The sequence below is a fragment of the Paeniroseomonas aquatica genome, assembly GCF_030409335.1.
GTDB lineage: Bacteria > Pseudomonadota > Alphaproteobacteria > Acetobacterales > Acetobacteraceae > Belnapia > Belnapia aquatica.
The window spans coordinates 32,572-51,698 of record NZ_JAUFPN010000060.1 but is presented as its reverse complement, the minus strand read 5'-3'; the positions used below and the strand labels follow the sequence as shown (position 1 = coordinate 51,698).

The following is a 19,127-nucleotide window of genomic DNA, read 5'->3' as shown; positions in this document are numbered from 1 at the left end:
CCCAGTGCCTGACGCGAACCCCGTTGCCTTCATCGAGAACCGGACCTTCGACGAGATCCATCTCGGCGAGGCCGCCAGTCTTTCGCATGTCGTCACCCAGCGCGATATCGACCTCTTCGCGGCCGTCACCGGCGACGTGAACCCGGCGCATGTCGATCCTGCCTATGCCGAGACGGATATGTTCCACCACATCATCATCCAGGGGATGTGGGGCGGCGGACTAATCTCCGCCGTGCTCGGCACTAGGCTGCCGGGACCCGGCACCATCTATCTCGGCCAGGAGCTGCATTTCCGTCGGCCGGTGAGCATCGGGGACACCATCACCGCGACGGTAACGGTCCGCGACAAGCGGCCGGAGAAGGGCGATGTGACGCTCGACACGGTCTGCACCAACCAGCATGGCGATGCGGTGATCACCGGCACCGCCGAGGCTCGCGCGCCGCGGGTCAAGGTCCGCCGCCCGCGCGTCGTCCTGCCCGACATCCGCATCGGGCGCCACGACATCCTGCACAATCTGCTGGCCCGCGCCGTGGCCGACACCGCCGTGACCACGGCCGTCGTGTATCCGGTCGATGCCGCGTCCCTAGGCGCCGCCCTGGATGCGGCGAAGGCGGGGCTGATCATACCCGTCCTCGTCGGGCCGACGGCGCGGATCGAGGCGGCGGCGAGGGCGGCCAGCCTGGATATCGCGGGCTTCCGCCTAATCGATGCGGCCGACGCGCCCAGCGCCGCGTCGCGATCCGTCGCGCTCATCCAGGCCGGCGAGGCCGCGATGCTGATGAAGGGCGACCTGCATACCGAGACCTTCATGCATCCGGTGGTCGCGGCCGGAACCGGGCTGCGGACCGCACGGCGGATCAGCCATGTCTATGTGATGGACGTGCCCGAGCATCCGCGCCTGCTGCTGCTGACGGATGGCGCCATCAATATCACGCCGACACTCGCCGAGAAGGCGGATATCGTGCAGAACGCGATCGACCTGGCACAGGTGATCGGCATCACCGAACCGCATGTGGCGATCCTCGCCGCGGTCGAGACGGTGAGCGGCCGCCTGCCCTCCACGGTCGATGCGGCAGCGCTGTGCAAGATGGCAGATCGCGGGCAGATCACGGGCGGCATCCTCGACGGGCCGCTGGCCTTCGACAATGCGATCAGCGAGGCCGCGGCGAGGGAGAAGGGCATCGTCTCCGCTGTGGCCGGGCGGGCAGATATCCTGGTCGTGCCCGATCTCGAGGTCGGCAACATGCTTGCCAAGCAGCTCAGCTTCCTGGCCGGCGCGGAGGCCGCCGGGCTGGTGCTGGGCGCGCGCGTGCCGATCGTCCTCACCAGCCGGGCCGACAGCGCCGCGACCCGCCTCGCCTCCTGCGCGCTCGGTGTGCTGATGGTCCGGGCCGGGCAGCGCGCATGACCGGCCGGGGGACGATCCTGACGCTGAACGCCGGCTCGTCGAGCCTGCGTTTCGCCCTGTTCGAGGCCGGCCGCGCGGGCAGGGCCATCGCACGCGGCGGGGTGGAATGCCTTGACACGGCGCCCCACCTCCTCGCCCATGATGCCACCGGCGCGGTGCTTGCGGAGCGGCGCTGGCCGGCCGCGGCGCCCTTTGCCGAGGTCCTGACGACGCTGCTGGAGGTCGCCGAGGCCCATCTCGGCGAGGATGCACTGGAGGCGGTCGGGCATCGCATCGTCCATGGCGGAGCGGACCATATCGCACCCGCCCTCGTCACCGCCGACTTACTAGCGCTGCTTGAGACGCTGATGCCGCTCGATCCGCTGCACATGCCGCACAATCTGGCGCCAATACACGCGATCGCCGCAGTGCGACCGTCCCTGCCGCAAGTCGTGTGCTTCGATACTGGCTTCCACCACACCGTGCCGGCAGTGTCCCAGCGCTTCGCGCTGCCGCCTGCACTGGAGGCCGCCGGCGTGCGTCGCTACGGCTTCCATGGCCTGTCCTACGAATACATCGCGGGTGAGCTTGCCACGCGGGCGCCAGATCTGGCGCGCGGCCGCGTCGTCGTCGCGCATCTCGGTGCCGGCGCCAGCCTTTGCGCGATCCAACAGGGGCGCAGCATCGCTACGACCATGGGGTTCAGCGCGCTCGACGGGCTAATGATGGGAACACGCTGCGGCAACCTCGATCCCGGCGTGATTCTTTATCTAGGCCGGCAGGGACGCAGCTTCGCGGAGATCGAGAAGATGCTGTATCATGAGTCCGGCCTGTTGGGCGTTTCGGGCATCAGCAGCGACATGCGCGTGCTGCTGGAGAGCGACGACCCGCGGGCGCAGGAGGCCATCGCGCTCTTCGTCTATCGCATCCTGCGCGAAATGGGGGCGATGGCCAGCGTGCTGGGCGGGCTGGACGGGTTGGTCTTCACGGCCGGCATCGGCCAGCATGTACCGCCGATCCGCGCCGCGATCTGCGTCGGCCTCGCCTGGCTCGGCGTCGAACTCGACAGCGCCGCGAACGCGGCCGGCGCCGGCTTAATAAGCGCGCCGGGAAGCCGGGTGCAGGTCCATGTCGTCGCCACCGATGAGGAAGCGATGATCGCCCGCCACACGCAGGAAACGCTCCGGCAATCCCCCAAGTGAAGGAAGCTGCGGTCATCAAAACCTCCCCCATGTCGAGCCTGAGCGGGAAGCGCGGCCTAATCGTCGGCATCGCCAACGAGCACAGCATCGCCGCCGGTTGCGCCCGCGCCTTCGCCGCGGCGGGCGCGAGCCTGGCGGCGACCTTCCTGAACGAGAAGGCAAGGCCCTATGTCAGCGCCGTCACCGATCCGCTGGGCTGCGCGCTGCTGCTGCCCTGCGACGTGCGCGTCGCCGGGGAGATGGAGGCGGTGTTCGAGCGCATCACCGCGGAATGGGGTCGGCTCGACTTCCTGCTGCACGCCATAGCCTATGCGCCCGCCGACGACCTGCATGGCCGCGTCGTGGATTGCAGCGCCGCGGGCTTCGCCATGGCGATGGACGTATCGTGCCACTCCTTCCTGCACATGGCGCGGCTGGCGGAGCCGCTGATGGTCGATGGCGGCTCCCTGCTGACCGTTACCTTCTATGGGTCGGAGCGCGTCGTCGCGCATTACAACCTGATGGGTCCGGTCAAGGCGGCACTCGAAAGCACCATCCGCTACACTGCGGCCGAGTTGGGCGCCAAGGGCATCCGCGCGAATGCAATCTCGCCCGGCCCGATTCGCACTCGGGCCGCGAGCGGCATCGACCGCTTCGACGAATTGCTGGAGGCCGCGGCGGCGCGGACACCGGAGCGGAACCTGGTCGATATCGAGGATGTCGGCGCCCTGGCCGCCTTCCTGGCCAGCGATGCCGCGATGCGCATCACCGGCACGGTGATCCCTGTCGATGGCGGATTGCATCTGCTCGCATGACCGACGCTGACTCTCCCATGGGGATTGTTGTCTCGGTGCGCGGCGCCGTGGTGGATCTGCGCTTCGAGGCCGCGGCGCTGCCTCCGATCAATACGGCGATTGTCGTCGAGTGGGACCGGCCCGCACCCCTCATCCTCGAAGTCCACAGCCACGTCGATCCGCAGACGGTGCGGGCCATCGCGCTGCAGGCGAATGCTGGGCTGGCACGCGGCACCAAGGTGCATGCGACCGGGGCGCCCGTCACCGTACCGGTCGGCGAGGCGATCCTCGGCCGACTGCTCGACGTGGCCGGTAACCTGCGGGATGGCGGAGCGGCCCTGCCGCCGGAGACGCCGCGGCGCCCGATCCATCAGGCGCCGCCGGCGCTGAAGGATGAGACCGCGACCACCGGCGTCTTCGAGACCGGCATCAAGGTGATCGACCTCCTGACCCCCCTCGCCCTGGGCGGCAAGGCCGCGATGTTCGGCGGCGCCGGCGTCGGCAAGACGGTGCTGGTGATGGAACTGATCCATGCGATGGTGGAAAAGTACCAGGGCATTTCAGTCTTCGCCGGCGTCGGCGAACGCTCCCGCGAGGGCCATGAACTATTGACCGACATGCGGGACTCCGGGGTCCTGGCCCGCACGGTGCTGGTGTATGGGCAGATGAACGAGCCGCCCGGCGCGCGCTGGCGCGTGCCGCTGACGGCCCTGACCATCGCCGAGTATTTCCGCGACCAGAAGCACCAGAACGTGCTGCTGCTGATGGACAATGTCTTCCGCTTCGTCCAAGCCGGCAGCGAATTGTCGAGCCTGCTCGGCCGATTGCCCTCGCGCGTCGGCTACCAGCCGACCCTGGCGACGGAGGTCGCCTCCCTGCAGGAACGCATCGCCTCGGTGGCCGGTGCGGCGGTCACGGCGATCCAGGCGGTCTATGTCCCGGCCGACGATTTCACCGATCCGGCCGTGACCGCCATCTCCAGCCATATCGACAGCATCATCATGCTTTCACGCCGCTTGGCCGCCGAGGGCTTCTATCCGGCGATCGATCCGCTCTCCTCCTCCTCGGTGCTGCTCGATCCGCTGGTGCTGGGCGAGGAGCATTACCGCGTCGCCCAGGAGGTCCGTGAGTCGCTCGCCCGCTTCAAGGATCTGGAAGACATCATCGCCCTGCTGGGCGTCGATGAGCTCGGCACCAGTGACCGGTTGGTGGTGAAGCGGGCGCGCCGCCTGCAACGCTTCCTCAGCCAGCCCTTCACGGTGACCGAGGCTTTCACGGGCATGCCGGGCCGCAGCGTGACCAGGGCGGACACCCTGGCCGGCTGCCGCGCGATCCTCGCAGGCGAGGCCGACGACTGGGCGGAAAGTTCGCTCTACATGGTTGGGACGCTGGAGGAGGCGCGGCAGAAGGAGGCGGCCGCCGGCAAAGCGCAGCTCACGCCATGAGGCTGCGCATCATCACGCCACTTTCCATCATCATCGATACGAACTCCGTTCTGTCGCTTCGTGCCGAGGATGACAGCGGCGGCTTCGGGATCATGCCGGGCCATGCGGACTTCCTGACCAGCCTGACGATCGGCGTGGTAAGCTGGAAAGATGGCGCCGAAGAACGGCATTATTGCGCCGTACGCCGCGGCGTGCTTGCCGTCGCATCCGGGCAGAGCATCACCATCACGACGCGGGAGGCCGTTGCGAGCGATGACCTCGCGACGCTCGACGGGACGGTGATTGCCGGCTATCGCGCTGCGATCGAGACCGAGCGGATCGAGCGCACCGACACCATGCGGCTGCAGCTGAATGCGATCCGCCAGATCGTCCGGCAATTGCAGACGCAGGGGCGCGACGGAAGGGAACGGCTCGGATGAGTATGCCGCCCGAGGAGCAGGACCCACTGGTGAAAGGTGTACGCCTGCGGGCAGACCGGCATCGCGGCTGGCTGCGCGACGGCGAGCCTTCGGTCGCCCGTCACTTGGCGCAGATCGGCGTTCTCGGCTGGATTATCGTCGTGCCGATGCTGCTGGGGGCCTTCCTCGGCCGCTGGCTCGATGGCCTGCATGGCTCCGGCGTGTTCTGGACCGCGCCGCTGCTGATGATCGGATTGGCGCTGGGCTGCTGGTCTGGGTGGAAATGGATGCAGGAATCTTGACCATTGTCACCCTCGCCGGGCTGCTTGGGCTGGGCTTTTTGCTGGGGCTGGTCTTCTTCGGGGCGCTCTGGTGGATAACCCACCAGCTCCTCAGCGACGGTGGCGTGCTGCTGGTGCTGGCCTGCCATCTCGGCCGCTTCGCCCTGCTGGGCGGCGCTTTGGTCTGGGCCGCCCGGCAGGGCATCTGGCCGCTGCTCGCCATGGCCTGCGGCATCACCCTCGCGCGCGCGGTCACGCTGCGCCAAATTCGGAGCACCGCGCCATGACCTCCCCGCTCAGCAGCATCGCGCTGTTCCATCTCGGCCCGGTTCCGATCAGCGAGGGCGTGGTCACGACCTGGGCGATCATGCTCGTCCCGATCCTTGGGGGCTTTCTGCTCGGGCGCCGGCTTTCCCTTGTCCCATCGCCGACCCAGGCTTTTCTGGAGTTGATTGTCGAGGCGGTGGACAGCCAGATCCGCGACACGATGCGGGTCGAGCCCGACCCCTACCGGGCCTTCATCGGCACGCTCTTCGTGTTCATCTTCCTCGCCAACTGGGTGACGCTGGTGCCGGGCGTCGAGCCTCCGACGGCGCATCTGGAAACCGACGCGGCACTGGCCCTGCTGGTCTTCCTCGCCGTCATCCGGTTCGGCGTGCGGGCCGGCGGCGTGCGTGGCTACCTGGCGAGCTTCGCCTCGCCCAACCTCGTCATGGTGCCGCTCAATATTGTCGAGAGCCTGACCCGGAGCTTCTCCATGATGGTGCGCCTCTTCGGCAATGTCATGAGCGGCGTCTTCGTGGTCGGCATCGTTCTATCGTTGGCCGGCCTTCTGGTGCCGATCCCGCTGATGGCGCTCGATCTGCTGACCGGCGCCGTGCAGGCCTACATCTTCGCCGTCCTGGCGATGGTCTTCATCGCCGGCGTGGTCAATGACGCGAAGCGCCCGGCCGCTACTGCTCCCGAAAGGAAAATCCCATGAACTGGTTGGCCCTCGCCAGCATCGTCTGTGCCGCCGTTGCCGTTTCGTTCGGCGCCATCGGGCCCGCCCTCGCCGAAGGCAAGGCGGTCGCCGCCGCAATGGATGCCATCGCCCGCCAGCCGGAGGCCGCCAGCACTATCTCACGCACGCTCTTCGTCGGGCTCGCGATGATCGAGACGACGGCGATCTATTGCCTGGTGATCGCCCTGCTGTTGCTCTTCGCCAACCCGCTGCTGCGTTGACTCGATGACCATCGATTGGTGGACGCTCGGCATCCAGACGATCAACGTCGCGATCCTGGTCTGGCTGCTCGGGCGGTTCTTCTGGCGCCCAGTGGCGACCATGATAGAGCAGCGGCGCAACGTGGCGCAGACCATGCTGAAGGAGGCCGAGGCCAGCCAGAAAAAGGCGGCGGCGACGCTCACCGAGATCGAGAAGACCCGCGCCGGCTTTCGCGCCGAGCGCGACGCGATCCTCGCCGCTGCCCAAAAAGAAGCGACAGCGGCCGCCACGTCACGGCTGGCGGAGGAGGTGACCGCGGCCGCCACCCGTGAGGTGGCGGCCAGAGCGGCGATCGCGCAGGAGCGAGGCGATGCCGAAAAGGCTTGGGCCCGCAGCGCCGCAAGCCTCGCCACCGACATCGCTGGCCGGCTCGCGGCCCGACTTGACGGCACGGCGGTACGCGCTGCTTTCCTGGACTGGCTGCTGCAAGGCATCCGCGCACTGCCCGAATCGGTGCGCCAGGCCGCTGCGGCCGAGGGTGTCAGTCTAGTGGCGACCACCGCCACGCCGCTCGAGCCGGTCGAGCAGGACCGCTGCCGGGCGCTGATCGGTGAGGCGCTCGGCGGCAATGCGGAGATTGCCTTCAGGGTTGATCCCACGCTGATCGCCGGCTTCGAATTGAGCGGGCCGCATCTGGAGGTGGCCAACAGCTGGCGCGCCGACCTGGCCCGAATCCAAAAGGATCTCGCGCATGACGGCTGATCCCGGCGGCTCGGCGGATGCCTGGCTCGGCGGCGCCCGCGCCAAACTTGCCGCCGCCGAACTCGGAGCGCACTTGGATCAGATCGGCCGGGTCGAGGAGGTCGGCGACGGCATCGCGCTCATCTCCGGGCTGCCCGACCTGCGGCTCGACGAACTGGTGCGCTTCGGGAAGGGCCAGTTCGGCTTCGCCCAGGTGCTGGAGCGCGACCGTGTCGGCTGCGTGGTGTTCGACGATGTCGACGGGATCGAGGCCGGTGACGCCGTGCATGGCATCGGCGATGTGGTACGCGTGCCGGTCGGGCCGGGGCTGCTCGGCCGCGTCGTCGACCCGCTCGGGCGCCCGCTGGACGGCAAGGGTCCCATCCTCACCGAGGAGACGCAGCCGATCGAGCGGCCCGCGCCCTCAATCATCGATCGCGATCTCGTCCAGCAACCGGTGCAGACCGGACTCGTCGTCGTGGATTCACTTTTTGCGCTGGGCCGCGGCCAACGCGAGCTCATCATCGGCGACCGCGCCATTGGCAAGACGACTGTCGCGATCGACACCATCATCAGCCAGAAGACCAGCGACATCATTTGCGTCTATGTCGCCATCGGCCAGAAGAGCTCGAACGTCCAGCGGGCGATCGATGCCATCCAAACCTTCGGCGCGCCAGAGCGCTGCATCATTGTTGTGGCGCGGGCGGCGACTTCGCCCGGGTTGCAATGGATCGCGCCTTACGCGGGTTTCACCATGGCGGAGTATTTCCGCGACCGGGGCGGCCATGCGCTGATTGTCCTCGACGATCTTTCCAAGCACGCCGCAACCCATCGCGAGATCGCGCTGCTCACCCGCCAGTCGCCCGGGCGGGAGGCCTATCCGGGCGATGTGTTCTACGTGCATGCGCGCTTGCTGGAGCGTGCGGCGAAACTGTCGAAGGTGCGGGGCGGCGGCTCGCTGACCGCCTTGCCGATCGCCGAGACCGATGCCGGCAACCTCAGCGCCTATATTCCGACCAACCTCATTTCCATCACCGACGGCCAGATCGTGCTGGATGCCAAGCTGTTTCATGAGGGGATGAAGCCCGCCGTCGATGTCGGCACCAGCGTCAGCCGCGTCGGCGGCAAGACCCAGGCCAAGGTGCTGCGACTGGCCGCGGACTCGCTGCGCCTCGATTATGCGCAGTTTCTGGAGCTGGAGAGCTTCACCCGCTTCGGCGGGATGCCGGATGCGCGGGTACGGGACCAGCTCGCCCGCGGCGCGCGTATCCGCGCCATATTGGGCCAGCCGCAGCATGCGCCGCTGCGCCTGGCGGAGGAGGTCGCGCTCGTGCTGGCGGTGCAATCGGGTGTGCTGGATGCCATGCCGCTGCCCGCGGTAGCGGCCTTCCGGCAGGGCCTGGGCGTGGCGCTTGACCGCACGGCGCCAGAGGCCATGCGCAGCATCGAGACGGCCGGAACGCTCGACGACCGGCAGAAGCAGGTGCTGCTGGTGGCGTTGCGCGCCCATGCCGCCAGCGTGGCGCCGGCGGAGCAGGCTACACTGCCGTCATGACCGAACGCCTCGGCGATATCGGCGGGCGTATCGAGGGCATCCGGCAATTGGGTGCAGTGGTCAATGCGATGCGTGGCATCGCGGCGGCGCGGGCACGTCAGGCGCGCGATCAACTCGCGGCCGTCGACAGCTATGCCGCCTCGATTGCGGCGGCCATCGGGCATGCCCTCGCCCTGGCTCCTCCTGCGCACCCCAGCGCATCCCGCAAGCTGGCCCTGATCCTGTTCTGCGCCGAGCAAGGCTTCGCCGGCGCCTTCAGCGAGCGTGTGCTCGATGCGGTCGGCGCGGATCTCGCAACCAGCGCAGTCTTCCTCATCGGCACGCGCGGCGCTTCGGTGGCGGCGGAACGGGGCGTCGCTATCGGTTGGAGCGGCGCCATGCCCTCGCATTCGCCCGGCGTGCCGAAGCTCGCCGACGGGATCGCGGAGGTGATCTATGACCGGATCCTCCGTGGCGAGATCGACCAGGTCGATGCGGTCTTCAGCCAATGGGAACCGGGGCACGGCACGCATGTTGAACGCCAGCGGCTGCTGCCCTTCGATGCGGCCCGAATGCCCTATCCAGCCGACAGCAATCCGCCACTGATCACCCTTCCGCCTGATGTGCTTCTCCGTGCTCTCACCGCGGATTTTGTGCATGCGCAGCTCTGCAAGGCGGCGCTGCACGCCTTCGCGGCGGAGAATGAGGCGCGGATGACGGCGATGGCCTCCGCACGCAATCAAATTGAGCGACGTCTCGCCGAGCTTCAGGCGCGGCAGCGCCTTGTGCGCCAGGAGGAGATTACTGCCGAAATTATCGAGCTTGCAGCCGGCGAGACAGCCGGCCGGGCCTCCGGGGGGTAGAAAGTCGATTCCTGGGGTCGTCGTAACACCCCGAAGGAGTAGGAGCGATGAGAACGTGGAGACGGCGCTCGGATTTGGTGGGACGAGGGTGATGCGTCGCCTCGGCGACCATCTGTGGTGCGGCGTGAGGATAGGCGGGAATTCTGGGCGGTGACCGCGACAGGTCTGTCGAGTGGCAGTGGCCGACGCGGGCGTGTGCAGGCGGTAGAAATGTTTATCAGGGGCGTATTCGGCTGCGCCATTGCCCCTCCCACGCTGCGGGCAATCAACCTTCCGGCGACGGGAGCAGCTATAATGGCGTATCTATTCAAGCCGCGACTGGGTCGCGCGGGCTAGACCGCGGCTGGGTCAATTTGGATACGCGCGGCTCCGATCTGTGCTTCAGCCACATCCCAGGCTACGCGCATTTCGTCCAGCGCTGTGCGCGCAGCGAATCCGGCTGCCTGCAACTGCTCTTTGTCCGAAATTTGGCGTCCTGCTTTGAGCAAGGAATCTTGGAACTTGCGCCAAGGTACGTATTGCCACAGAAATCGTTACATCAATAAGGTGATGCACCTGGATCTGGCATGGATCGCCATGCTCTCCGCCTGGACCACACCGGGTGTAAATCGCCAGCCTCCAGCCGGATCAAGATCTAACCGGGCGTTACGTCCTGGCCTTCCAGCACCGGGATCTCCTGTACCATTCCGGTGATTTGACTGCCGATGGGCACACTTTAGGGCGTGGTGACGCGGCCAGACACGTCGACGCTGCGCAGCAGGGTTTCGTGCGTCACCGGTTCGGCAACCAGGACCGGCCCCGGCAGCAAACCAGGCGCATAGATCGTTTGCAGAATCAGCAGCGGTATCACTAAAAAACCAGCGCTAATGGGCGGCGGCGCGACGAACCTGCCCGCCGCCGTACGCTGCGCCCGGTGTGGCTATCGGAGTGGGCAGGGTCGGTCCGCTTGCGGCGGGCGCTGCGTTCAATGCATCATCAGCACTGGCATGACAGCCCCGCCCAGTATGCTGCGCGTAAAGCCGCCGAAGACCATCTCGTGCAGCTCGCCATGACCATAGCCGCCCATCACTAGCAAGCTGGCGCGAGCTTCAGCCGCTGCCGCCAACAGTGCCTCCACGGCGGAACCATCAGCCGTCGGCACATGCCATGCCTGCACCTCCGCGTTATGGCGCGACAGCGTTGCCATGAGACGATCGCGCGAGGCGACGCTCGGCGCGCCAGGGTCGCTGTCGGGCGATGCCTCCTCGCCCACGGTCATTACCAGCACCCGCCTGGCGCGGGCGATAAAGGGCATGGCGACTGCCACCGCACGTGCCGCTTGGGCGGTGTCCTTCCAGGCAATTACCACCGTCTCCAACAAGGTCGGCGGGCAGGTTTTCGCGGCGATCAGCAGAGGGCGGCCGATGCCGCCGAGCACTTCCTGCAGGCGGTCTAGCATCACGGCGTCCGTCCCGCGCCCACGGCCGATCACCACGAGGTCCGCGGTCCTGCCATGCTCGACTAAGCAGGCGCTTTCGTCGCCCGTCTCGACTGTAAGCGCAGCGGTGCCTTGGCCGGGCTGCTGCGCTGCATGTCCGGCAATGCCGGAGACTGCGCAGAAGGTGGCGAAGGCAGCCCGCGCGGCGGCCTCGGCGACCACATCATTCCGCTCAATCGTCTCCATAAGCAGGCCGATGCCATAGCCACCATCCATGCTGGCGCCGGCCATGCCGACCGCCGCAGCGATCGGATCTTGTCGAACATGGAGGAAAGCGAGATGTATCGGCGTGCCGAGACCAGCGGCAAGCGCGGTGGCGAAGACCACGTCATCGTCTGCTTCACCGGTTGCGGGCAACAGGATGTGTTGAAACATGTGTACCCAATCAGGACGTTTTTGGAGCGATATGGGAGGCCTCAAAACAAGTCAGCTCGACATGTAGACCACCTGGGCACATTGGTAGCTTGCACGGGGCGTAGTTCATCAGACTCGGAAATTACCGAGCGATGCACCCATCGGCTGATGGCGCTCATCGCGTTTCGCGATCCGAGACCTGCGTAATTTCCGGCACTTTTGTTCAACCGGACACCCACCCATGCTTCCGCCACCGCACAGCAAGAGTTGCCATCCGTAAAGCAAGAACCCTAGCTACAATCGGGGAGGCGGGTCGACTGTAGGCGGTAAGCCTCAACGCCGCGCCAGTTGCGAATCACCGCCTAAAATGTATGCTGAGAGTCACGCACTGGACCATCCGATCGGCGTGGCGATCGACCGGCTGGCTGAGCTGCTGGTCGCCAACGATGTCAGCAACTGGGCGTGGCGCCTTACGGTGGCGGGGACGCAGGCTACTACGCGTTAGTTACCAAGCGCATCATGAGGCTCAATTTGGCTTTGCGCGGTCCGCCTATAATCGACATTTTCGTGACATGGAAACAGGCAGTTGGTCGGCGGTGCATCGGGCTCCGTATGTACGGCAGTTGGCCTCGCTGACCTCCCGGCCAGTGCTCAGGGGCCGCTTTCATACTTTGTCACACAGGATTGGCGTCCAGGATGGCGGTACACAGCATCTTTCTGAATACGGTAGCGTTCCCCGCACCGAGGTGCGCGGTCAGCGCCCGCTCACGCCGCGGCCAACCGCGAGCGGCAGAATTGGAAATTAGGGAGACACGCCGGGATGATAGACATTAGGACGCTTCGCCACACGGGCCTTGCGCTGTCGCTGGGCCTCTCGCTCGCGGCCTGCGCCCAGCAACAGAGCCCGCCACCCGCCCAGCGGACCGGCGGCATGTCAGGAATGGGCATGCAGGGCCAGAACATGTCCGGCATGAACATGCAGCAGATGATGGCCCACTGTGCTGAGATGCGTCAGCAGATGCGCCCGGGCGCCACCATGAGCGCCGACATGCAGGGGATGATGGCGCATTGCGACCAGATGGACCGCCAGATGGGCGGCATGTCGGGAGCGCAGTCCGGAACTCGCGGCCAAGCCCGTTAAAGAATGGCAGGAGCGGCTTTGTGCCGCTCCTGCCGCCAAAAGCCATCTCTGAAGCCTCGGTCCTCCGCGCCTCAGAGCCGAACCGCTCGCAGTCGCAGCGAGTTGGCGATGACGGACACCGAGCTCAGCGCCATGGCAAGCGCTGCGATGATCGGACTAAGCAACATTCCGGTGAACGGGTAGAGCAAGCCCGCCGCGACCGGAATGCCGATCGCGTTGTAGATGAACGCAAAGAACAGGTTCTGCCGAATGTTGCGCATCACGGCCTGGCTCAAAGCTCTTGCGCGCGCGATGCCCGCAAGGTCGCCCTTGACCAGCGTCACGCCCGCACTCTGCATGGCCACGTCGGTGCCAGTCCCCATGGCGATGCCCACATCCGCCTCGGCCAACGCCGGGGCGTCGTTCACGCCATCGCCCGCCATGGCGACCACTTTTCCCTCTGACCTGAGCTTGCGGACGATGCGGTTCTTGTCTTCGGGCAGGACGTCCGCCTCGACCTCCTGGATGCCGAGTTTTCGCGCCACCGCCTCGGCCGTGGTGCGGTTGTCGCCGGTCAGCATGATGACCCGGATGCCTTGGGCGCGCAGGCTCTCCAATGCTGCAGGGGTTGATGCCTTGATGGGGTCGGCGACGGCTATGACACCACCCGGATGGCCGTCCACGGCCAGGAACAGTGCTGTGCCGCCCTCGCGCCGTAGTTCGTCCGCCTTGGCCGCCAAGATGCCCAACTCCACCCCGAGCTCCTGCATCAGCCGCGCATTGCCCAGGGCCACCCGGCGACCACCGACGGTGCCGGTCACGCCCTTGCCGGTAACGGAGGCGAAGTCGGCGGGCTCCTGCATCTCGACCCCGCGCTCGCGTGCCGCGGCGACGATGGCGGCCGCCAGCGGGTGCTCGCTGGACCGCTCCAGGCTGGCGGCGAGCGGCAGAACCTCGGCCTCCGTCAGACCCGGCGCCGCGATCACCGCCACGACCTTGGGCTTGCCCTCGGTCAGTGTTCCGGTTTTGTCCACGACGAGCGTGTCGACCTTCTCCATGTGCTCGAGCGCCTCGGCCGACTTGATGAGCACCCCGGCACCCGCGCCCTTACCGACGCCGACCATGATGCTCATAGGCGTGGCCAGGCCCAGGGCGCAGGGGCAGGCGATGATGAGCACGGAGACGGCCGCGATGAGCCCGTAGGAGAGCGCCGGAGACGGCCCCCAAGTGGCCCAGGCAACAAAAGCCACGATGGCTACGGCGATGACCGCGGGCACGAACCAGCCCGCCACGGTGTCGGCCATGCGCTGGATGGGCGCCCGGCTGCGCTGCGCCTCGGCGACCATGGCCACGATGCGCGAGAGCATAGTGTCCGAGCCGACCTTCTCGGCCCGCATCACCAGCGAGCCGGTGCCGTTCACTGTGGCACCGATGACCTTGGAGCCCGGCGCCTTCGCCACCGGCAGGGATTCGCCGGTCACCATGGATTCGTCCACGGCGCCGCTCCCCTCCAGCACCTCGCCATCCACCGGCACGCTCTCGCCTGGCCGCACGCGCAACCGGTCGCCGACTTGGACGTCGGCCAGCGGGGTCTCCTCGTCCTCGCCATTCTCCTTGAGGCGCCGCGCCGTCTTGGGCGCCATGTTCAGCAGCGCGCGGATGGCGCCGCCGGTCGCCTCGCGTGCCCGCAACTCCAGCACCTGCCCAAGCAGGACGAGCACGGTGATGACGGCCGCGGCCTCGAAGTAGACCGCGACCGTGCCGTCCATGCCCCGGAAGCCCTCGGGGAAGACACTTGGGGCCAGGGCAGCGACAACGCTGTAGAGGTAGGCCGCGCCGGTCCCGAGGGCGATCAGGCTGAACATGTTGAGGCTGCGGTTCACGACCGACTGCCAGCCGCGGACAAAGAACGGCCAACCGGCCCAGAGCACAACCGGCGTCCCCAGCAGGAACTGGACCCAAACCGATGTCCTGGGCGAGACGAGGTGATGCAGGTTCAGGCCCGGTAAGTGTCCGCCCATCTCCAGGATGACGACGGGGACGGCCAGGGCCAGCCCGACCCAAAGCCGCCGGGTCATATCGATGAGCTCGTGGTTCGGCGCTGCCTCAGCAGCCACCTCTACCGGCTCAAGCGTCATTCCGCAGATCGGGCAGTTGCCTGGCCCCTGCTGGCGGATCTCCGGATGCATCGGACAGGTGTAGATGGCGGCCTTGTCAGCCGCCGCGGGCGCGACCGCCGTCTCCGGCTTCTGGTACTTTTCGGGGGCGGCCTCAAACTTCGTTCGGCACCCGGCCGAGCAGAAGTGAAATGTCGTCCCCCCGTGCGTCAGGCAATGCTTTGAGATGGCCGGGTCCACCCTCATCCCGCAGACCGGGTCGGTGACCAGAGCGGCATCGGACACCGCCGCGTCTCCGTGATCATGGTGACCATGGCCCTCGTGTTGGCCGCAGCCGTGCCCGTGCTGGTGCCCGGCTCCCTTGTGGTGCTCGTTTTCGTGCTCTTGGTGCTGACCGCTCATGCTGCCGTCTCCGGGATGGTCCGCCTCGGCGGGCCGGTTCTGCTTTGACAGATGCAACTTGGTGCTTCCCACGATAGGAGGGGTAAGATCGATGCCGGACGTCGGTTGGCAGACATGCTTTGTCGCAATATCGGGTTGAACCCCGCCGGCTAGGCGGGGTTCAACCCCGGTCAAGAGGGTCCACTCAGGCTCCGGCCGGGACCCGGCCACCGTCCGTCATGGCCGGCAAAGGCACTGGATGTCGGATGCGAGGGTCACGGCGCCGCTTCCATCCGTCCAACAGCGTGGCGCCCTTTGCGAAGGAGACGAGCATGCACCAGATGTCCGCCGAGATGCGCGCCTGCATCGAGGACTGCCTGCGCTGCCACAGCACCTGCCTCGGCATGGCCATGAACCATTGCCTGGAGCAGGGCGGCAAGCACATTGAGCCGGGGCACTTCCGGATCATGATGGCCTGCGCCGAGATCTGCCGTACCTCGGCCGCCTTCATGCTCATCGGCACCCACCACCACAAGCACACCTGCCGCGAATGCGCCGAGATCTGCGAGGAATGCGCGAAGAGCTGCGAGCAGGTTGGCGACATGGAAACATGCATGCAGGAATGCCGCCGTTGCGTCGAAAGCTGCCGCAGGATGGCGGCCTGAGGGCTTAGCACCCAAGGCCAGCAAGCGCCGGTCCGGCTCTCGCCGGACCGGCGCTCCCGCATGTTACCCGAAGATGTACCAGGAGCCGACGTCGCTGATGCCCTCGACGAACTGGGGCGTCGAGAACATGAAGTCGCTCTGGCGCAAGTCGTCCTTGCCGACGCCGACGAGCAGGATGGAGCCGTCGTCCCCGCCGTCGTTGTTCACATCCCAGGCAACCTTGGCGCCCAGATCGGTGTCCTTCACCTTCACGTCGTCCGCGTTGATGTCCATGAACGCGATGTGGTCAAACAGGCCCTGCGCCAACCCGGTCGCCTGGAAGTCGAGCACCACGTCGTCGCCGCTGTCTGCTGAGACCATGAAGGCGTCCGAGCCCGCGCCGCCCAGGTAGACGTCGTCACCCTTGCCGCCATCGAGCATTCCGTGCCCTGGGCCTTCGTAAAGCCAGTCGTTGCCATCACCGCCCATCAGTTCGTCGTTCTTGGCCCCGCCGATGAGGACATCCTTGCCCGGCCCGCCCTCGAGCTGGTCCGGGCCGTCGCCGCCCAGCAGCCAATCGTCGCCTTTTCCGCCGTCCAAGACGTCGTCGCCGCCCCGGCCTGCCTGATGGTCATCGCCGCTGCGACCGAAGATCTGGTCCCAGGCATTGCTGCCGCTCAGCCGTTCGCCCTTATCGGTTCCGATTGTGGCTGCGTACATGTCGAAGGCGATTGTGTGGGCGGCATCGCCGGGTCCGGGAACCAGGCTCTTGTCCGCCGCCGGCAGCGTGCCTGAGATTTCGGGACCACTCACGCTCGGACTCGGGCGCTCCTCGACCGGGCCTTCGGGCGCGCGGGCACCGGGCGGCAAATCGGGCTGATCGAAGAACATGAAGTCGTCCTGCGCCAGCTCGGACTTCTGGACGCCCTCGAGCAGGACCGAGCCGCCCTCCCAGCTGATCTTCACACCGCCGCCCGTGTCGGCGACCGCGAGGTCCTCCCAGCGGATGTCCTGGAGGGCGATGTGGTCGCCGACGCCAGGCCCGGCGGTGAAATCGCGGATGATGTCATCGCCTGAGCCGGGCCGCACGATGAAGGCGTCCGGCCCCATGCCGCCTACGAGGGTGTCGTTGCCCTCCTCGCCGTCTATGCTGCTGTGGCCGGGGCCCTCGTCCAGGTAGTCGTTGCCAGGACCGCCCATAAGGGCATCAGCGTCCGCGGCGCCGTAGAGGGTGTCATTACCCGCACCGCCGTGCAGGTGATCCATACCGGAGCCGCCGGAAAGCAGGTCCGCCCCCTCTCCGCCCGTGAGGACGTCGCCCTCGGGGCCGCCACCGAGCTGGTCCGCGCCGCCGAGCCCCCAGTAGTGGTCGGCGGCGTCGGTGCCGCCAAAGCTGTCCCCCCCGGGGCCGCCAAACGCGAGCTGGTGCTCAGGCATGCCTGGGATGGTCAAGGAGACCTGCTCGCGTTCGGTACGCTCAGAAGTTGCGGTCTCGGTCCCGCCACCGAACAGTCCCCGCATCAGGTCCAGTAGTTCGTTCGCCATGCCGTGGTCCTCCGTCTCATGCTTGGCCACGCGATGGGACGGCGATGCATGCCCGGGCGCGCGACAGCTAAAACAACACGGTGTCTTCATCCCGGGTTTGAGCGGCTTTCATGACGTAGTGTGTCAGCGGGTCGGTTCCGCACCGTTCCTTGCATCATGTGTGGGGGACGTGCCTAGGCGCCGCCCGCATCAGCGTGGCGGCATTGATTTAAGCGCAGTTCGACTTGGGTGTTGGATACGGGCAAATCTGACGAGGCTGAATACATGATGTCTCGTGTCCAGCCTCGAAGCTCGTCGTCTCAGCCATCTTGAAGCCACCATCCGAGCAGCGTCCGGCGAGCAGATCGTCACCATCGAGCGCCTCGTCGCCGAGGTCGCCTCCACGCGGGTCGCCGAAGTGGCGCTTGTCCGCCGCACCGAGGTGAGCCACGCCGAGCGAGGTTGCCCACACTGCGGTACCGAGGGTGCTCACCTGCACGGCAAGGACAAGAACGACCGACAGCAGTTTCGTTGTTGCATCAGCGCGTGTCGCCGCACCTTCAACATCCTCACCGGCACGCCGATGGCCCGCGCCCGGAAGCCCAAAAAATGGGGCCACTACCTGTCCCACATGACCGATCACCGTTCGGTCAGGAAGATCACAGCGGCCAGGATTGGGGTGAACCACACCACCGTCTGGCGCTGGCGGCACCGCTTTCTCAGGGCTTCCGCGCAGGACAATGCGATGACCCTCTACGGGGTGATCGAGGCCGACGAGACGTTCTTCGTGCGCTCTTGCACGGGGCACCGAGGATGGGTGAATGGCAGGCCGCCCGAGGACCGCGCTGCGCGCCCGCGTGCCTGGGGCGCCACCAAGTGGAGCCTGTCAGGCGAGCAGGTGCCGGTGCTGACCACTATCGAGGCGGCGCTGGACGGCCGGATCGCTGCCGGGTCGGTGGTCTGTTCTGACGGCGCACCGGTTTATGCGAGGGCGGCTGTGACGGCGGGCGCCGAGCATCGCCGGGTAATGGTGCCGACCGTCGCACCGAAAGTGGTGAAGCTCGCTCCGCTGCCAACCAAGCGGCGGCAGAAGGGCCGCCTTGGGCTCGGGCGGGTGAACGCGCACCACGGTCAGATCAAGGGACTGGTGAATGGGCGGTGCCGTGGCGTGGCCACTCCGTATCTCGGCAGCTACCTTGGCTGACACAGGGCGATGCTGCGCCAAGGCTTCACCGGGAAGGCACTGGTGGATTGGGCACTGGCATAGCGCGACAGGCGGTCTGCTGTGGCTACCCCACACTCAAGTCGAACTGCGCCATACCTAATTTAATTCCAGTTTCGTCATCGTGGAATGCGAAGCACAAAACTTCTGCGAAAGCAGATCAGGTGGAAAACAACCTTGGCGCTCTCATTGGACCACCAACGGAACCTGAATGCCATTGGTTGCTGCCAACGCATCACCAGAAGCGATATTCTATCATTCGACATAGCACGATTTCCAAGAAGATTGATTATTTATCAAATTTTATGTGTGCGGCTATTATTAGGTAAAATCACAGCCGCAAATTAATGCCTGCTTATGTGACGATCTGCTCGCCGGACGCTGCACGGATGGTGGCTTCAAGATGGCTGAGACGACGAGCTTCGAGGCTGGACACGAGACATCATGTAGTCAGCCTCGT

At 66.5% G+C, this 19,127-nt stretch carries 19 protein-coding genes and 1 pseudogene; 16 read left to right on the top strand and 4 right to left on the bottom strand.

Annotated elements, in window-relative coordinates:
- Positions 1–4 precede the first annotated feature (4 nt).
- Genes QWZ14_RS07090 through QWZ14_RS07035 form a run of 12 tightly spaced genes read left to right on the top strand, consistent with a single transcriptional unit; the run spans position 5 to position 9,828 of the window.
- Positions 5–1,408 (top strand): bifunctional enoyl-CoA hydratase/phosphate acetyltransferase, encoded by a 1,404-nt coding sequence (locus tag QWZ14_RS07090; RefSeq protein ID WP_290315926.1) that lies wholly within the window; start codon positions 5–7, stop codon positions 1,406–1,408.
- Positions 1,405–2,589 (top strand): acetate/propionate family kinase, encoded by a 1,185-nt coding sequence (locus tag QWZ14_RS07085; protein ID WP_290315925.1) that lies wholly within the window; start codon positions 1,405–1,407, stop codon positions 2,587–2,589. The genes QWZ14_RS07090 and QWZ14_RS07085 overlap by 4 nt, the downstream gene beginning before the upstream one ends.
- Positions 2,590–2,618: 29 nt before the next feature.
- Positions 2,619–3,383: an enoyl-ACP reductase FabI gene (gene fabI, locus QWZ14_RS07080; RefSeq protein ID WP_290315924.1), complete on the top strand. Its 765-nt coding sequence runs from the start codon at positions 2,619–2,621 to the stop codon at positions 3,381–3,383.
- Positions 3,380–4,807: a F0F1 ATP synthase subunit beta gene (gene atpD / locus QWZ14_RS07075; protein WP_290315923.1), complete on the top strand. Its 1,428-nt coding sequence runs from the start codon at positions 3,380–3,382 to the stop codon at positions 4,805–4,807. Before fabI ends, atpD begins: the two co-directional genes overlap by 4 nt.
- Positions 4,804–5,226, top strand: coding sequence for a F0F1 ATP synthase subunit epsilon (locus QWZ14_RS07070; RefSeq protein ID WP_290315922.1), 423 nt, complete (start codon positions 4,804–4,806; stop codon positions 5,224–5,226). Before atpD ends, QWZ14_RS07070 begins: the two co-directional genes overlap by 4 nt.
- Positions 5,223–5,507: an AtpZ/AtpI family protein gene (locus QWZ14_RS07065; RefSeq protein ID WP_290315921.1), complete on the top strand. Its 285-nt coding sequence runs from the start codon at positions 5,223–5,225 to the stop codon at positions 5,505–5,507. The genes QWZ14_RS07070 and QWZ14_RS07065 overlap by 4 nt, the downstream gene beginning before the upstream one ends.
- A complete protein-coding gene (locus QWZ14_RS07060) occupies positions 5,504–5,773 on the top strand; it encodes an N-ATPase subunit AtpR (protein WP_290315920.1) in 270 nt (89 codons plus the stop codon). The genes QWZ14_RS07065 and QWZ14_RS07060 overlap by 4 nt, the downstream gene beginning before the upstream one ends.
- Complete coding sequence (locus QWZ14_RS07055; protein WP_290315919.1) at positions 5,770–6,468, top strand: F0F1 ATP synthase subunit A; 699 nt, start codon at positions 5,770–5,772, stop codon at positions 6,466–6,468. The genes QWZ14_RS07060 and QWZ14_RS07055 overlap by 4 nt, the downstream gene beginning before the upstream one ends.
- Positions 6,465–6,710: a F0F1 ATP synthase subunit C gene (locus tag QWZ14_RS07050; RefSeq protein WP_290315918.1), complete on the top strand. Its 246-nt coding sequence runs from the start codon at positions 6,465–6,467 to the stop codon at positions 6,708–6,710. Before QWZ14_RS07055 ends, QWZ14_RS07050 begins: the two co-directional genes overlap by 4 nt.
- Positions 6,711–6,714: 4 nt before the next feature.
- Positions 6,715–7,452, top strand: coding sequence for a F0F1 ATP synthase subunit B family protein (locus QWZ14_RS07045; RefSeq protein ID WP_290315917.1), 738 nt, complete (start codon positions 6,715–6,717; stop codon positions 7,450–7,452).
- Positions 7,442–8,986 carry a F0F1 ATP synthase subunit alpha gene (locus tag QWZ14_RS07040; protein ID WP_290315916.1) on the top strand — a complete coding sequence of 515 codons (1,545 nt, stop codon included), beginning with the start codon at positions 7,442–7,444 and terminating at the stop codon, positions 8,984–8,986. Before QWZ14_RS07045 ends, QWZ14_RS07040 begins: the two co-directional genes overlap by 11 nt.
- Entirely contained in the window at positions 8,983–9,828 is an 846-nt protein-coding gene (locus QWZ14_RS07035; protein WP_290315915.1) for a F0F1 ATP synthase subunit gamma, read from the top strand. The genes QWZ14_RS07040 and QWZ14_RS07035 overlap by 4 nt, the downstream gene beginning before the upstream one ends.
- A gap of 715 nt (positions 9,829–10,543) precedes the next feature.
- On the opposite strand, the gene QWZ14_RS07030 is transcribed toward QWZ14_RS07035, so the two are convergent.
- Positions 10,544–10,678: a hypothetical protein gene (locus QWZ14_RS07030; RefSeq protein ID WP_290315914.1), complete on the bottom strand. Its 135-nt coding sequence runs from the start codon at positions 10,676–10,678 to the stop codon at positions 10,544–10,546.
- Between the two features lie 114 nt (positions 10,679–10,792).
- The gene (locus QWZ14_RS07025) at positions 10,793–11,680 is read right to left on the bottom strand and encodes a universal stress protein (RefSeq protein ID WP_290315913.1); all 888 of its coding nucleotides are present in this window, start codon (positions 11,678–11,680) and stop codon (positions 10,793–10,795) included.
- Between the two features lie 799 nt (positions 11,681–12,479).
- Between QWZ14_RS07025 and QWZ14_RS07020 the strand changes: the two genes are divergently transcribed.
- Complete coding sequence (locus QWZ14_RS07020; RefSeq protein ID WP_290315912.1) at positions 12,480–12,800, top strand: hypothetical protein; 321 nt, start codon at positions 12,480–12,482, stop codon at positions 12,798–12,800.
- A 71-nt stretch (positions 12,801–12,871) separates the two neighbouring features.
- On the opposite strand, the gene QWZ14_RS07015 is transcribed toward QWZ14_RS07020, so the two are convergent.
- Complete coding sequence (locus tag QWZ14_RS07015) at positions 12,872–15,181, bottom strand: heavy metal translocating P-type ATPase (protein WP_290315911.1); 2,310 nt, start codon at positions 15,179–15,181, stop codon at positions 12,872–12,874.
- Between the two features lie 12 nt (positions 15,182–15,193).
- On the opposite strand from QWZ14_RS07015, the gene QWZ14_RS07010 reads away from it, so the two are divergent.
- Positions 15,194–15,346, top strand: coding sequence for a hypothetical protein (locus QWZ14_RS07010; protein WP_290315910.1), 153 nt, complete (start codon positions 15,194–15,196; stop codon positions 15,344–15,346).
- A 272-nt stretch (positions 15,347–15,618) separates the two neighbouring features.
- A complete protein-coding gene (locus QWZ14_RS07005) occupies positions 15,619–15,942 on the top strand; it encodes a four-helix bundle copper-binding protein (RefSeq protein ID WP_353959280.1) in 324 nt (107 codons plus the stop codon).
- Positions 15,943–16,005: 63 nt separating this feature from the next.
- Here the strand turns inward: QWZ14_RS07005 and QWZ14_RS07000 are convergent, their stop codons facing one another.
- A complete protein-coding gene (locus QWZ14_RS07000; protein ID WP_290315909.1) occupies positions 16,006–17,466 on the bottom strand; it encodes a calcium-binding protein in 1,461 nt (486 codons plus the stop codon).
- A 274-nt stretch (positions 17,467–17,740) separates the two neighbouring features.
- Between QWZ14_RS07000 and QWZ14_RS06995 the strand changes: the two are divergent.
- Positions 17,741–18,712, top strand: a pseudogene (locus tag QWZ14_RS06995) (IS1595 family transposase).
- The last annotated feature ends 415 nt before the right edge of the window (positions 18,713–19,127 follow it).

What these genes read in the sequence shown, in the direction of transcription:
- QWZ14_RS07055 (WP_290315919.1), top strand. Translation starts at nt 5,770, where the DNA reads ATGACCTCCCCGCTCAGCAGCATCGCGCTGTTCCATCTCGGCCCGGTT.
- QWZ14_RS07000 (WP_290315909.1), bottom strand. Translation starts at nt 17,466, where the DNA reads ATGGCGAACGAACTACTGGACCTGATGCGGGGACTGTTCGGTGGCGGG.
- QWZ14_RS07085 (WP_290315925.1), top strand. Translation starts at nt 1,405, where the DNA reads ATGACCGGCCGGGGGACGATCCTGACGCTGAACGCCGGCTCGTCGAGC.
- QWZ14_RS07050 (WP_290315918.1), top strand. Translation starts at nt 6,465, where the DNA reads ATGAACTGGTTGGCCCTCGCCAGCATCGTCTGTGCCGCCGTTGCCGTT.
- QWZ14_RS07005 (WP_353959280.1), top strand. Translation starts at nt 15,619, where the DNA reads ATGTCCGCCGAGATGCGCGCCTGCATCGAGGACTGCCTGCGCTGCCAC.
- atpD (WP_290315923.1), top strand. Translation starts at nt 3,380, where the DNA reads ATGACCGACGCTGACTCTCCCATGGGGATTGTTGTCTCGGTGCGCGGC.
- QWZ14_RS07045 (WP_290315917.1), top strand. Translation starts at nt 6,715, where the DNA reads ATGACCATCGATTGGTGGACGCTCGGCATCCAGACGATCAACGTCGCG.
- fabI (WP_290315924.1), top strand. Translation starts at nt 2,619, where the DNA reads ATGTCGAGCCTGAGCGGGAAGCGCGGCCTAATCGTCGGCATCGCCAAC.
- QWZ14_RS07025 (WP_290315913.1), bottom strand. Translation starts at nt 11,680, where the DNA reads ATGTTTCAACACATCCTGTTGCCCGCAACCGGTGAAGCAGACGATGAC.
- QWZ14_RS07035 (WP_290315915.1), top strand. Translation starts at nt 8,983, where the DNA reads ATGACCGAACGCCTCGGCGATATCGGCGGGCGTATCGAGGGCATCCGG.
- QWZ14_RS07070 (WP_290315922.1), top strand. Translation starts at nt 4,804, where the DNA reads ATGAGGCTGCGCATCATCACGCCACTTTCCATCATCATCGATACGAAC.
- QWZ14_RS07020 (WP_290315912.1), top strand. Translation starts at nt 12,480, where the DNA reads ATGATAGACATTAGGACGCTTCGCCACACGGGCCTTGCGCTGTCGCTG.
- QWZ14_RS07065 (WP_290315921.1), top strand. Translation starts at nt 5,223, where the DNA reads ATGAGTATGCCGCCCGAGGAGCAGGACCCACTGGTGAAAGGTGTACGC.
- QWZ14_RS07040 (WP_290315916.1), top strand. Translation starts at nt 7,442, where the DNA reads ATGACGGCTGATCCCGGCGGCTCGGCGGATGCCTGGCTCGGCGGCGCC.